The organism is uncultured Zoogloea sp. (assembly GCF_937894855.1).
GTDB lineage: Bacteria > Pseudomonadota > Gammaproteobacteria > Burkholderiales > Rhodocyclaceae > Zoogloea > Zoogloea oryzae.
This window is the reverse complement of sequence record NZ_CALAYQ010000095.1, coordinates 1-14,713: the sequence shown is the minus strand read 5'-3', so window position 1 is coordinate 14,713 and position 14,713 is coordinate 1. Positions and strand designations below refer to the sequence as shown.

Annotated in this window: 6 protein-coding genes and 1 pseudogene; 6 read left to right on the top strand and 1 reads right to left on the bottom strand. The window is 56.9% G+C overall.

Annotated features, from left to right (window positions below):
* The 6 genes and pseudogenes from Q0672_RS12125 to Q0672_RS12100 all read left to right on the top strand — a co-directional run.
* Positions 1 to 1,145, top strand: a pseudogene (locus Q0672_RS12125) (type I restriction endonuclease subunit M); the annotation flags it as partial.
* On the top strand, positions 1,136 to 2,317 hold the full coding sequence (locus Q0672_RS12120) for a restriction endonuclease subunit S (RefSeq protein ID WP_298622497.1): 1,182 nt from the start codon (positions 1,136 to 1,138) through the stop codon (positions 2,315 to 2,317). The pseudogene Q0672_RS12125 and the gene Q0672_RS12120, both read left to right, overlap by 10 nt.
* Entirely contained in the window at positions 2,310 to 5,414 is a 3,105-nt protein-coding gene (locus Q0672_RS12115) for a type I restriction endonuclease subunit R (protein ID WP_298622495.1), read from the top strand. The genes Q0672_RS12120 and Q0672_RS12115 overlap by 8 nt, the downstream gene beginning before the upstream one ends.
* A complete protein-coding gene (locus Q0672_RS12110; protein ID WP_298622494.1) occupies positions 5,411 to 6,136 on the top strand; it encodes a M48 family metallopeptidase in 726 nt (241 codons plus the stop codon). The genes Q0672_RS12115 and Q0672_RS12110 overlap by 4 nt, the downstream gene beginning before the upstream one ends.
* A gap of 794 nt (positions 6,137 to 6,930) precedes the next feature.
* Positions 6,931 to 11,883, top strand: coding sequence for a hypothetical protein (locus Q0672_RS12105; RefSeq protein WP_298622492.1), 4,953 nt, complete (start codon positions 6,931 to 6,933; stop codon positions 11,881 to 11,883).
* A 172-nt stretch (positions 11,884 to 12,055) separates the two neighbouring features.
* Positions 12,056 to 12,820 carry a hypothetical protein gene (locus tag Q0672_RS12100; RefSeq protein WP_298622490.1) on the top strand — a complete coding sequence of 255 codons (765 nt, stop codon included), beginning with the start codon at positions 12,056 to 12,058 and terminating at the stop codon, positions 12,818 to 12,820.
* A 320-nt stretch (positions 12,821 to 13,140) separates the two neighbouring features.
* On the opposite strand, the gene Q0672_RS12095 is transcribed toward Q0672_RS12100, so the two are convergent.
* Positions 13,141 to 14,511 carry a S8/S53 family peptidase gene (locus tag Q0672_RS12095; RefSeq protein ID WP_298622488.1) on the bottom strand — a complete coding sequence of 457 codons (1,371 nt, stop codon included), beginning with the start codon at positions 14,509 to 14,511 and terminating at the stop codon, positions 13,141 to 13,143.
* Positions 14,512 to 14,713: the final 202 nt, after the last annotated feature.

Genomic DNA, 14,713 nt, shown 5'->3' with positions numbered 1-14,713 from the left:
CCTTCGACGAGATCGCCGACGCCCGGAACGACTTCAACCTCAACCTGCCGCGCTATATCGACAGCACGGAGCCGGAAGATCTGCAGGACATTGACGCCCACTTGAACGGCGGCATTCCCGAACGTGACCTGGATGCGCTCACCGCCTACTGGCAGGTGCTGCCCGGCCTGAGGGCGGCCCTATTCGAGCCTCTACGCCCAGGCTACGCCCGCCTCAAGCTGCTGCTCGCCGAAGTCAAGCCGGCTATCTTCGGACACCCCGAATTCACTGCCTTCAACCAGACTGCTACCCAGCGCTTCACCGACTGGCGCGAGGCCACCACGCCGCGCCTCACCGCCTTCGACAAGGGCGCCCACCCCAAGGCGCTGATCGAAACCATCGCCGAGGACCTGCTGGAGCGCTTCCGCAAGGCACCGCTGCTCGACGCCTACGACATCTACCAGCACCTTATGGACTACTGGGCCGAGACCATGCAGGACGACGCCTATCTGATCGCAGCCGACGGCTGGATCGCCAAACCAACCCGCATCGTCGAAACCGACAAGAAGGGCAAGACCCGGGACAAGGGCTGGGCCTGCGACCTAATCCCCAAGCCCTTCATCGTTGCCCGCTACTTCACCGCGGAGCAGGCCGCCATCGACGCCAGGCAGGCCGAGCTGGAAGCCGCCACCGCCAGCCTGTCCGAACTGGAGGAGGAGCACAGCGGCGAGGACGCCGCGTTCTCCGGCTTCGACAGCATCACCGCGGCAGCCGTCAAGGAGCGCATCCGCGAGATCGGCAAGGACCCGGACGGCGCCGACGAGCTGAAAGTCCTGAAAGCGTGGCAGGCCCTGACCGAGCAGATCGCCGCGCTGAAGAAGGCGGTCAAGGCGGCCGAGGCGGCGCTCGACGTGCAGGCGTACGGGCACTATGCCAAACTCGGCAAGGCCGAGATCCAGTCGCTGGTGGTGGACGACAAGTGGATGGCTCACCTGTCGGCCGCGGTGCAGAGCGAACTGGACTGCGTATCACAGACCCTGACCCGCCGCATCCGCGAACTGGCCGAGCGCTATGTGACGCCGCTGCCGGAGCTGACTGACGAGGTGGCGAGGCTTGCAGCCCGCGTAGAAGAACACCTCAAGAAGATGGGGGTGGTATGGAAGTAAGGCCGGGGTACAAACAGACGGAGGTGGGGGTTATTCCCGAGGAGTGGGCGTGGAAGCGCCTGGGTGATGTCGCATCAGTTGGTTCTGGCGGCACACCAAGTCGAGAGCAGGCAGCATATTGGGGTGGATCGATCCCCTGGATCACTACATCTCAAATCGATTTCGGGGTGATCGCTGAGGCGGAGCAGTTCATTACTGAGGAAGGCCTCAAGAACTCAGCCGCAAAGTTGCTTCCCCCAGGCACCTTATTGATGGCTCTTTATGGTCAAGGAAAAACTCGGGGGAAAGTGGGTGTTCTGGGTATTCCTGCAGCAACAAATCAAGCCTGCGCCTCGATCGCGCTTCAAGCCGGGGTTTCACGAGAGTTCATATTCCACTTCTTGGCGAATCAATACGAGGTCATCCGCAACGCTAGTAACAGTGGGAGCCAGGAAAACCTGAATGGCTACATCGTAAGGGGAATTCCTGTCGTCTTTCCTTCTCCCCCCGAACAACGCGCCATCGCCACCGCGCTGAGCGATGTCGATGCGCTGCTATCCACCCTGGACCGCCTCATCGCCAAGAAGCGTGATCTCAAACAGGCCGCGATGCAGCAACTCCTGACAGGCCAGACCCGCCTGCCGGGTTTTGAGGGGGAGTGGGAGGTGAAGCGGTTGGGAGATTTGCTAACGATCTGCCACGGCAAGAGCCAGCACGAAGTAGAAGTTGATGACGGCGCCTATCCGATTCTTGCCACAGGAGGGCAGATAGGAACCGCTAAACGCCCTCTGTATGACAAGCCATCTGTCTTGATAGGACGCAAGGGAACGATCAATCAGCCTCAGTACATGGATACACCGTTTTGGACGGTAGATACCCTGTTCTATTCGGCTATGAAGGAAGACAACAGTGCAAGATTCCTTTATTACCGTTTCTGCTTGATTGACTGGATGCAGTACAACGAGGCATCAGGTGTTCCAAGCCTCAACGCACGGACCATTGAGAGTATCGAGGTGCATTGCCCTGGCCCCGTGGAGCAAGAAGTGATTGCCAAAATCCTCTCCGACATGGACGCCGAGTTGGCCGTCCTGGAGACCCGCCGCGAGAAAACCCGCCTGCTCAAGCAAGGTATGATGCAGGAATTGCTGACTGGCAAGACCCGACTGATTACCCCCGAGCCCACCGATGCCTGAACTCCCTCGCTCAGAACGCAAGACCCAGAATCGCGTCATCGCCCTCTTCACCGACGAGGCACGACCTGATCATCTCGGTTACCGCTATCTGGGCGAGTGGCGCCAGCGCGACAACAACCGTCCCATCGAGACCGAACTCCTGCGCGCCAACCTCGCGGCCCGGGGCTATTCCCCGGCCCATATCGCCGCGGCGCTGCAGAAGCTCGAAACCGCCGCCGATGCGACGGGCGTCAGCCTCTACCAGGCCAACCTGCGCACCTATCAGCTGCTGCGCTACGGCGTACCGGTCCAGATCGCCACCGGGCAGGCCCACGAGACGGTGCACCTGATCGACTGGACCAACCCCGACGCCAACGACTTCGCATTGGCCGAGGAGGTGACGCTCAAGGGCGGCTACGAACGCCGGCCGGATCTGGTGCTCTACCTCAACGGTATCGCCATTGCGGTGATCGAACTCAAGCGTAGCTCGGTCGAAGTGGCCGAGGGCGTGCGCCAGCTCATCATCAACCAGGAAGAACTCTTCAACAAGGGCTTCTTCAGCACGGTGCAGCTGGTGCTGGCGGGCAGCGACGCCCAAGGCCTACGCTACGGCACCACCGGCACGCCGGAGCAATTCTTCGTCGAATGGAAGGATGAAGCGCCTACGGAGGCTGGCCTGGAACCTGCCCCCGGCCACCTGCTGGACCGCCCCCTGACCCAGCTATGCGGCAAGGCGCGCCTGCTCGACCTGATCCGCCACTTCGTGATCTTCGACGCTGGCCAGAAGAAGGTACCGCGCCAGCACCAGTTTCAGGGCGTGAAAGCCGCGCAGGAACGCATCGCCCACAAGGAGGGCGGCGTCATCTGGCACACCCAGGGCAGCGGCAAGAGCATCCTGATGGTATTGATCGCCAAGTGGCTGCTGGAGCACGACCCGGAGGCGCGCATCCTCGTTATCACTGATCGGGACGAACTGGACAAGCAGATCGTCGGCGTGATGCGCAACGCCGGGGTGATCGGCGAGAACTCCCCGTCACCCCGCATCACCTCCCGCGCCGACTTCGTCGAGAAGCTGGCAGCGACTACGCCGCGCCTGCTATGCGCGCTGATCCACAAGTTCGACGTGGCCGACCTGAAAGGCCCGGGACCGGCGGTGCATGGCCGCTTCTACGTCTTCGTCGATGAATGCCACCGCACACAGGGCGGCGACATGAATAAGCAGATGAAGCGCTGGCTCGAAGGCGCCATCTTCATCGGCTTCACCGGCACCCCGCTGCTGCGCAAGGACAAGCTGATGACGCGGGACGTGTTCGGCACCTACATCCACACCTACAAGTTCCATCAGGCGGTGGCGGACAAGGTGGTGCTGGACCTGAAGTACGAAGCCCGCGATGTGCCGCAGCAGCTGATCTCGCGAGCTGCGATAGACAGATGGTTCGAGCAGAAGACCCGGAATCTCAACAACTTCCAGAAGGCCATCCTGCGCAAGCGCTGGGCGACGATGGAAGCTCTGATGAGCGCGGGCGAGCGCAAGCAGCGCATTGTGGCCAACATCATCGAAGACTTCAGCCTCAAGCCGCGCCTGAACAACGACCGGGGAACGGCGATCCTGGTGGCAGCCTCGATCTACGATGCCTGCCATTACTTCCGCCTGTTCCAGAACACGAACTTCGGTCCCTACTGCGGGATCGTCACGTCCTTCGAGCCGAACCACAACGCGATCTCCCGCGAGCCGCCCAACAGCGACGAGCGCTACAAGTTCGACACCTACACCCAGCACGTCCTCCAGCAGAATCAGACGACCAAGCAGTATGAGGACGAGATCAAACGCCGCTTCATCAAGGAGCCCGCCAACCTCAAGCTGCTGATCGTGGTGAGCAAGCTGCTGACCGGCTTCGACGCCCCCAGTTGCACCTACATCTACCTCGACAACGAGCTGCGCGACCACAACCTGTTCCAGGCCATCTGTCGCACCAACCGGCTCGACGGCGACGACAAGGACTACGGCTACATCGTTGACTACAAGGAACTCTTCGGCGACGTGCAGCAGGCCATCGCGGTGTATAGCTCAGACGAGCTGGACATCGACGCGGGCAACGGCGGCGACAACAACGTGCGCCTCAAGAACTGGCTGGAAGAAGGTAGGAAGCAGCTCGACGAGGCCCGCCAGGCACTGCACTACCTCTGCGAGCCGGTGCCGCAGCCCGGCGAGATGGAGCAGTTCCTGCGCTACTTCTGCGGTGACGCCGCCGACCCCGAGGCGCTCAACACAACCGAATCCCTGCGGGTGTCCTTCTACAAGGCGGTGGCCCTTTTTACCCGCGCCTACGCCGATCTGGCCCAGAACCTCAGCGAGGCGGGCTACTCCGATGCCGAGGAAGGAGCATTGAAGCGGGAGGTCGAGTTCTACGCCGACGTCCGCGCGGCCATCAAGCGGCACTCCGGCGAAGAGCTCGATATCAAGCCCTACGAGGCGGACATGCGCCACCTCATCAACACCTACATCCAGGCCGATCACGCGGAGGCGCTGGGTGAGCTGGGTGAGATGTCGCTCACCGAGCTGATCATCCAGACCGGCATCCACGACGCCATCGCCAAGAAGCTCAACGAGAAGGGCAAGCTGTCGAAGAACGCCGTCGCCGAAGGCATCATCAACAACGTCCGCCAGACGATCATCCGGGACCAGCTGACCGACCCGATGTTCTACGCCCAGATGTCCCAGCTGCTGGAGGATCTGATTCAGCAGAGCCGGGACGATACTGCAGCGTATGAGGAGTTCCTGCGCAAGGCCGAGGAGCTGGTCAAGAAGCTGGCCGCCAAGCAACCCAATGACGGCATTCCGGCCAGCCTGCACGGCCTGCGGGAGGCGACGGTGCTGTACAACAACCTGGGCTCGATCCCGGCGAACCAGTTCAGCTACCCCACCGCCGACGAGGATCGCGCCGCGCTGGCCTTGAAGATCGACTCCGCTATCCGGGAGCATGCCCCCGCCGGCTGGTATGGCGACCAGGCACGTGAAGCCCAGGTGCTGAACGCCCTGTTCCCGCTGCTTGACCGTGACCGCGACGCGACGCAGGCGCTCTTCGAGATCATCAAGAACCAACCGGGCTACCAGTGACCGAAACGATCCAGATCGGCGAGCTGGCTATCGCAGTCACCCGCAAGGCAGTCAAGCACGTCCATCTCTCGGTCCATCCACCGGAAGGCCACGTTACGCTGGTTGCACCGACCGCCACCCGGCTGGAAGTCGCCCGCGCCTACGCGATCTCCAAGCTCGGCTGGATTCGCGACCAGCAGGCCAAGCTGCAGGCGCAAGCCCGGGAGACACCGCGGCAGTTCATCGAGCGTGAAAGCCACTATCTGTGGGGGCGCCGCTATCTGCTGACGGTGATCGAGGCGGACACGAAACCCGGCGTGAAGCTCGACCATCGGCAGATCACGCTGCTCGTCCGCCCAGGAACCCCGCAGGCCAAGCGGGAAGAAGTGATGCAGGGCTGGTACCGCTCCGAACTCCACGCCGCTGTGCCGCCGCTCATCAAGAAGTGGGAGGCCAGGCTGGGTGTCCAGGTTTCCGCCTACTTCCTGCAGCGCATGAAAACCAAGTGGGGCAGCTGCAACCACCGCGCCAGCACGATCCGTCTCAACACCGAGCTGGCGAAGAAGCCGAAAGACCTGCTGGAGTACATCGTCGTGCACGAGATGGTGCATCTGATCGAGCCGACGCACAGCGAGCGGTTTTCCGCATTGCTTGATCAGCACTATCCGACGTGGCGAGAGGCGCGGGCGGAACTCAACGAGTTACCACTCGCGGCCGAGTCGTGGGACGCGCAGGAGTCATGAAGCGCTAATCGGCAGATCCAGCGCTGGCGCAACGCCGGTGCTTTGGGGCTGTTGTGCCCGACTTGAGTATGCGGCTGCTCTTGGGCGTTGGGCGGAGTTCACATCCATCAGCTGCCATTTTGGACAGCCAGACGCTGCAATCGACCTACGCCGGTGAGCGTGCTGGCTACTGACAGATCTCGATCAGGCTCTGGACTAGGCTGACGTTCCGAGCTCCGTCCAATGAGCGGCGGCGCTCATCAGACTGATCCAATCGACACGGCTGAACAGACCGCGCATCCCTGCGCACACGCTCCCACATCAAAAAACCTATCCCAAGTTTATTGGCGACTGGCTACGCGTCAGAACGTCTGGCATATCAAATCTCCATTCGTTAAAACACATTGAGATTTCAACTTGAAACTCTGAATTGGAAAATAAAGGCTGGTTTTCCGCTTTAAAACCAATTCCATTTTCCAATCTAGAAAATAAGAAAGCGCTTTGAAAGCGTTTGTTTTCCGATAGACTTCATTCGCAACGAAATTCAAAAAACTCACTTTCGGATTAAAAATCCCCTGCGCTGCAGGATTTAATTTTAGCCACCCTCAAATTAGACGCCCCTAGAACTATTCCTCACGCGAAGCGGTGATATCGTCCACCAAGTCAATTTCAACAAGCCTCGATAACGATGAAAAGAAATACGACACCCGGCAAGCCTTCATCCGGGCGGACGAACCTCTCCACAAATAAACTTCATGGGCGATGGGCATTTTTACGCCAGAGCATCTGCCAAATCGAGCGCGGAGTTAGTAACCATGAGCAATACTGAGAGTGCAGCCATCCCTTGGCTGGACAGGGAACTCAGCGATGACGAACTTTTTCTTGCCAAGCGCGTCGCTTGGGCAGTCCATTGCCCTGCGGCCGGACAGGGGTTTTTAGTGGCTTTCAGCCTGGCGATTGACTCACTCGAAGCTCTGGCACAGGCGTGGACGCAGAGCTCCATCGATATTTCCCAGATCGTCCATGCCCTCAAAAGCGCTCATGCGCGTCTCATTGCTTCAACAACGCTTCCGTCCGCCGCACGAAGCCGCCCCGACTTAAAACCATTGTCGCAGAGCTATGCTCTATGGCATTCGTCCGTGGAAAAGGCGCGTTCCAACTCGGACGCTAGAAGAGTTCGCCAAGCTCTCGGGCTCACGCTGCTTTGGCATATGGGAAAAAGAGAAAAAATAGGCGAAAGCATTTCCTATGCTCTTGGAGTTTTGGTCGATTGCAGTGCTCGTCGCGGACGTCACTCGCCGTCTTGGCAAAACATTATCCCTTTGATCAAACCCGAGAGCATGGTGCTCGAGGAGCTTGCCAAGGCGGAACGTCATGATCCAGTTGCAAAGCTACTGCGATCCTTGGCCGGCTATGCAGCAACATGTTCACTCCCCGTTCGCCCCTCAACTCTGAGCCCCTACTCAAATCTAATACAGCAAGAACACCGTTCCGATCTACAAGCTGAATGCAATACGGGAGCGGAGGATCGAGATTGCTCCAATGACAAGCAGGAGCCGGCTGAAGAAGTATTGGACAAAGATCAATCCATTATACGCTGGCAGGTTGCGCGCGCGACCCGCGCGCCTTGGCCGCATGTTTTAGGCTTGGAAAATTGGGATATCTTCACACCGCCCTTGCTTAAAGCTGCCGTAGCCCACATCCCGGGAAGTTTCGCCGATCAGAATGTGTCTGCGTATGCAATTTTGTCTGCCGTGTCGATGGTCTCTGCACTGCCACCTCGCTTGGCACTGAAGCTTCCTCTGGCACAAAATAATGCCATATGGATCGATCTTGCGACCACTCATATCTGCTGGAGTCTAGCAGAGATTGTGCCTCGCACGACCATGTCAGAAGCGATCTGGGCAGGGGGGTATCGGCCCAGTCAAATCGTCCGACTACCGCTACCGACGTTGGCTGCTAACGCATTGAATAGAAAAATTGTACATCGGAAATTTCCAAGCACCTTGATAGAATTGCTATTTGAACACGAAAAAGAAGAGCAGGAAATCCTTAGTGAATACGGCGCATTTCTGCGCTCTAGTCGCACGACTACCGAAATACCTGCCGGCTACGCTGCGCGCATCGCATATAGCTTCGGCGCGGTGGTATATCAGGTGAGCCGCAACTCAGTTCTAACGGCCCTCACCAGCCTTGATCTGCGCTTAAGTGCTCCTGCCGAGCTTGACTATTTGTGTATTAGCGAGGATGCCATTACGAACGCAGTAAGCGGCGCTTTTGAATACCTCGGCTTTGGCGAATGTGTTGCAACACCCGATCCACGATACGTGGGATCGCCCTTCTGCCCGAAGCCAGAAACGCTTAGAAATACTCTCCAGAAGATCCGCGAAGAGATGAGCAATATCGTTGGAAGGGTTACTCCGCGCATGCCCATCTTCAGCTTCGTCAAAGATTTCAACCGACTTTCGGAGCTGAGCGCCAGTGCCTTTGTCATTCTTAGCGCACATCGGGGTAGCAAACTGGAAAGGATTAACTTCAGTTCGCTCTATTCCTCACCAAAGTACTTTCAGGTTAATGACAAGCTGACGAAAAACAACTCCACCCGGATCATTCCTAAGACATCTTCCCTTAATTCATTGCTTAACAGCCATCTTGCTGCGATCAGGTCCTTGGGCAAAAGACTTGCCAAGGATTATCCGACGGCGGCAGAAAGAGTAAATAGGATCGCAGGTTTTGAAAAGCCGTTCGCCCCCGTCTTCTTTGCTGTTGATGTTGAAAATGGGGCAACTCTTCATCCCTTCAAGGTTCAGAGGCAATCCATTGACGACACCGATTCGGGAATGGCAAAAAACGGCGGACGCCATTTTATTGTTTCGGAATTGGTAAAGCGGGGAGTTTTCTCGCCATTGATAAGAGTGATCACCGGTCATGCGCGGGAGGCGGCAGCTACATTTCATGCGGCAGCAGGGTTGTCACCTGCTGAGGCGCTCGAATGTCTACGCCCGTTCCTGGAGGATGTCCACGCAGATGTAGCCCCAGCTGATTGGCCGTCTCTAAGACAACCCAGCTGTAATTTTCCTCTAGTGGCAATCGCTCCAAAAGCCAGGCTGCGCGGAATTGCTCCCGAGATTGTCATTGATGATGATTTTTATCCGCCCCCAAACCTACCCAAAGAGCCGTTTCACAGCCAGACGCTCGCCTTTTACTCCCTCGGGGATTGGATTGTTAAGGAGCTTCTTTCCGGATCCCCAGGGCTATCCCCTTGGGCTGTTGTTTTTAGTTCACTGATGTTTGTCGAAATTCTTTGGCAGCCATCGCGCATTGCTTCAGCATGGGCAAGCGTGTCGAAAAAGGACGTATGGAGACTGGGCAATACGCTGACGCTCAGAATTGAGCGGAAAAACCAGCAGCCTATAGATCTTCCACTTCATCCCATCACCACGATGATGATCAATGCAGCCTGGAAGACCCCCATCCCGACCTACCTAGAGTGTGTAACGCAGACAGCCAGCTGGATTTCGTCTCACATACCTGGCAACAGTTGGGCGCCCGAGCCAGATTCCTTTATGTGCCAATACTCAGACATCGCTCGCGCTTACCACTCCATTCGGCTACCTCCTTGGCTAATTACTGCGGCAAGAACGGAAACGGAGGCTGCGGCCATATCGCTTTCATCTATTTCTCGCATAGCCTACGGACGTCCGGGGCACTCTGAGCCTCCTAAACAAAGAGTCCTACGAAAATTCGCTAACGTGAACAAAAATGAACTTCTTTCTCAAGTGATTCGTATAGTCAATCAGATGGGCGACAACACTAAGCAGCACGGTGAAGATGGTGCGCGCAAGGTTGAACTTGTCAAGAGACTGCGAGCGTGGAAGGAAACCTGTGGCGTGTCCTTCGGAACTGCAACCGATGTGTCGGATTGGATCATCGAAGAATGTAGAAAAAGGAAAAGTGAAAAGGGGCATCTCGAAGTCTCTTCGCTGTCGACTTATCTCTCGAGGCTGCGTCCGTTCCTCGAAGCAGTAAGTTTAGACGATGGACTGGAAGACCTCAGCGGCAACCAATGGGCAGAAGGGCGCCGACTCGTTTTGGGAGAGCTCGCTGGAGACTCTCAGAAACAAGCATCATCTATCTTTAGACACTTTGCTCGTTTCTGGCGAGCCAGAGGATGTATCGCAATATCCCACGATCTCATTCGGGATAATCCAGACGAAGAAAGAATTGGCCAAGCCCACAATGCTTCCAGCACCTACGTAACAAGCCAAGAGGCTAAAGCTATCGTCGAGATAGTGAGAAAATCGTTTGAAGCAGGTTCTCTTAACGAAGCACGCGCAGCACTCTATGCACAACTGGCTACATCTCTTCCATTTCGTTCAGCTGAAGTCGGGCTTATTCATTTTCAACACACACTTTCTGATCTGGGCATGGTGGAGGTGACGACTTCTGGATATAGCCATCTTAAAAACCCCAAGTCGAGCCGACGCCGAGTTCCGGTGCCGCATGCAATATGTGGCGAACTTAGCTCATTGAAAATGCGTCTTCGCACTGCAGATCTGACATCAAAGGGATATTTTATCTCGACCGACACCGGATCAGACTGCACGCATATCGCAGACATTAAAAATGCGATGCAGTATGCCCTTAGATCCGTCACAGGAGAGGAGTTGGTTAAACAACACTCTCTGCGTGGGTCTGCTGAGTGTCGACTCGTCTGGCCTGGATTCGAACAAGCTATTCTTTCAATGCAAAACTGCACTCCGCCTCCGAAAATGGGTCGTACTCCTGAAGAACGATGGAATGAGGTGGGGCTGGCCGCAATATCTGCCGGGCACCACCCACTCTCTGCGATCAAATATTACCTCTCAATGTGGCCTGTATTTTTCTATGCAAACAATTTCCAGATCTACTCTACTTATAGACCAAGAGTCGGTTTCGCTCGTTTTCTTCCCGAGATCAAGGAGGACAATTTTCGCCAAATTCTTTCTCGTTCAGCCAGACGTCGTGAAGAAAATGAAGTAGCGAAGGGTAGTGGCGAAGCAGTGAACGAAAAAAATTTTTGGCAAGAGCTACTCAGTCGCTCCCTGTTTTCCAGCGAGATCAGACTAATTGAGGATCTTCTTCAGCCCACACCCAGGTCGCAGACTTCGGTTGCGCCGAATGAGCTACGGCCCGCAAGTCTTGCCCTGCAAATAAGCTATGTTGCACTTCGTATTAACGGATATACACCTGAATCGAGTGCCGACATATTTGGGCTGTCGGCTGCTGATTCTCAGAGACTTGATAAGCTTATACCCGACTTATTGTCAGAAGACTCAAACGAGCCCGGGATTTCGCTTAAATTCGCAAAGGCGGAATGCCCTGCAATGAGCTCAGCCATTGCCGAATGTTGCGACCTCGAACGACTAAGGAAAGCCTTACGCGCGACATCTTCAGATAAGCGCAATTCAACATCGCCTCTCACTCAAATTGTTGAGACAGCCCGAATATTACTCAGTCTTATTCCATCCGGCCTGACTCTTACAGTGCTTCCTGAAGCGGACCATGCGCTTCCCCAACTTCGATCAGCTCTTTTCGATCTGGATCGCGCGATTGAAATCAAGTCGAGATCTCTGGCCAAGACTACTCGATATCGATTTCATATTATTCCGCGCGAAAATTCAAGACAAGGACCTCGTTCTCAGGGGCAATACACAAATCTTTTCAGGACTCTTCTTCGTTCGCAAATTTTACTTTTATCACTTGGGAAAAATAATGACTTCAAATAATCACAACCCGTTTAGTCAAGACGCTGTCCAGTACGTGCTTGGCCTCCCCGTTCTATCGCTTAAAAGAGCTCAGAGTCTTCTATCTCCGCCCGGGGACTGGGTGTTACTAGACGATTTAATCCGACTTCTCGAGAATGCAAAGAGAATTCTTTTTGGCCTTCGCCCGAGAGGCATGGAAAACACGAACGTCGTTATCTCTCGCGATATGACGCAAGCCGCACTCGTCCGGACAAAGAGTCCGCAGAGAGAGCTTAATGACAATGCAGTTGATGAGTCGCCAGAGAGTTCGGACGCAGATAAGGCCGAGCTGGAAAGCGACTGCATTCTCGACAACAGCAAGCCGTTTGATAGCGCAGGAACAAAGGGGGCAAGCCGACGCGCTATTGAGACCGCGCAGGAGCTAGCCAGCATGTATAAAAACGGGGCCATTTCAAGCGCAGAGGATTTTCTTAAGGAGGTTTCGAAGAGCCCCGATATCGCAGTGACACGACACTGCCTTGCCCCCCAGGGAAAAAATGCTTTTGATGTAAGCACTCCAGACTTTACTTTCCCGATCGGGGGCGGTGCCGTTTTCCCTCAACACCTTGAGTCCGCAGAGCGGTTTAAGGTCACGTTGGAAAACATTGGAGATGTTAATAAGGATTCAGTTTCTGCTCGATTGAGTTCGGTGAACTCCGGCGTAGACAACCCTTGTATTCGTTTTTTTGCAAAAAACAAAAGGTTTACGGTTCATATCGGCACAAGCTACGACGCTCTTCTCATCCGGCACCCGGGGGTATCACTATGTGACGAGCTGCAGGCGGAAGTAACGGTGACCATTGATACATCTAAAGGAGTTGTCTGTGGGCTAACGCTTATCAGGATACTTAACAAAGACATCCTCAAACCATTGATCACCGAAGTTAGCAAACAAATTGAAATTCAGTTCGATAGCTAAGCCATATGCTTGATTGTAATCGCGAGACTGGAAATCAACTGCTAGGGCACCTCGAAGAGCCCCTGACTTCCCCGAAAAGACTGTTGTAAGTTGTTGATTTAAAAGTGCCGAGTTTTCGGAAAGTAAGGTTTTTCGAGGTGCCCGCTAGATTTCAGGAATTGCCTCGTTTGTCATGGCGGGTTTCTGCTGGGCTCGTTTGTGGTCAAGGCAACCTTACCCCGATTGTCTTCCTGGCGCACTCGGCGAAGCGATACAGGCGAGTGCAAGCCTTGATCGTCAGCTGACAAGCCGCCAGCCTCTGTCGAGTGGCGGCTACCCTGTCAGGCGGGCTTGTCCTCCCGAAGCGCGTCGGCAGGGGGAAGGTCGGCCCGCAGCACAGCGTAGGCGTCCAGGATCCCTTCACCATACTGCTCGCGATTCCAGTCGCCCTTGGCGGATGCCGTGTCTTTCACGAGGGTCTTGAAGGCCTCGACCCTCTGCCATTTCTGGGGGTAGCGCGCGCGGATCTCCTCGCCACGGTAAAGCAGCCACAGGGCTGCCGTTGCAGCCACCTGGGGCGTGGCGAAGGATGTTCCGTCGCCGTAGCCGTAAGTTTGCCGCCCCTTGCGATCGACCACAGGGCGGCGGATCGGCCAGGCTGGTGCGCAGAGATCCACCTCGGGCCCGAAGCTGCTGCCGATCCAGGGGATTAGGGCCGGCGTGCAGCCGCCGACGGCGAGGGTCCGGTTGAGGCGGGCCGGTGCCACCACCGGGTCCCACACGTTGCCTGCGGCGGCCACCAAAATGACGCCATTCTCATAAGCGTAGTCGATGGCCTTCCTTAGCCTGTCGTCGATGAGGGTCAGCGCCATCCCCATGCTCAGGGTGATGACGCTGCAGCCATGCCGCACCAGGTGTTCAATGGCGAGGGCCAGGGCTCCCTGCACGTGGTTGATGATCACGCTGTCACAGATGCGGACGGGGATGAACGGCAGCTGCGGCGCGGCACCGAAATAGGGCCTGTCGACGTCCTGGTCGAAGCCGGCCAGCACGCTGGCAGTGCGTGCGCCGTGACCGTCGTTGGCGCCACCGAGCATCGGGTCGAGGGCTGAGAATTCGCTGGCAAAGGGGTTCCCCACGTACTGGAACGGGTCCCGCGTGAAGTCGCCCGGGAAGAAATTGCGGTCGAAGTCGGTCAGCACGAAGCTGGATGGCTGGCCGCCCTTGAAGCCCAGGCAGGGGATCTCCCGAAACCCCGTGTCGATCTGGCCGACCCGCAGGCCTTTCCAGTCGACCCGCTCCGCCGAGCCCACCAGGCCCCAGGCATCCACCAGCCGGGTACGCTTCAGGTGCCAGTCCCAGCCATCGATCACGAGATCCGAATCATCCAGCTCGGCCCGCGGGATGCCCGCCAGCTCGGCCGGCTCCCGCGCCGCAAGCAGCTCCGCCAGCCGGCTTTCGCTGATCGGGTCTGCACCCTGGGCCCCCATGCCCTCCATGATCTCGGCGAAACTGGGCGGAAAGCCGGTGATGGGCTGAGTCGGCGCACTCTCGATCATCCGGCTCACGGCCGCCGGCATCAGCACGATCCGGTGGCTGCCGACAGCCAACACCGGGTCGCCTTGCTGCTTGCCGGTCAGCTTGCGGGCATAGCTGGCGATCTTCGCGAGCTTCTTGGGGGCTGCGGTGACGAGGTAGTAGGGCTGGGCCATGGGGTGTCTCCTTGTGGGCACCGGATCAGGCGAGGGCTGATCTCTATGGGATTTTTAGTACATGGCGTGTGGTTTGTCGTCCGTGATGGGCTGGCACGGTGGTCATCTGCATGAATTGGAGGTCGCCGGCGAGCGCTACGGCACCCCTGAACCGCCCCGGATTTGGTGGAGGCCCAATACTCTGAGAGGATTGAGCCATGAC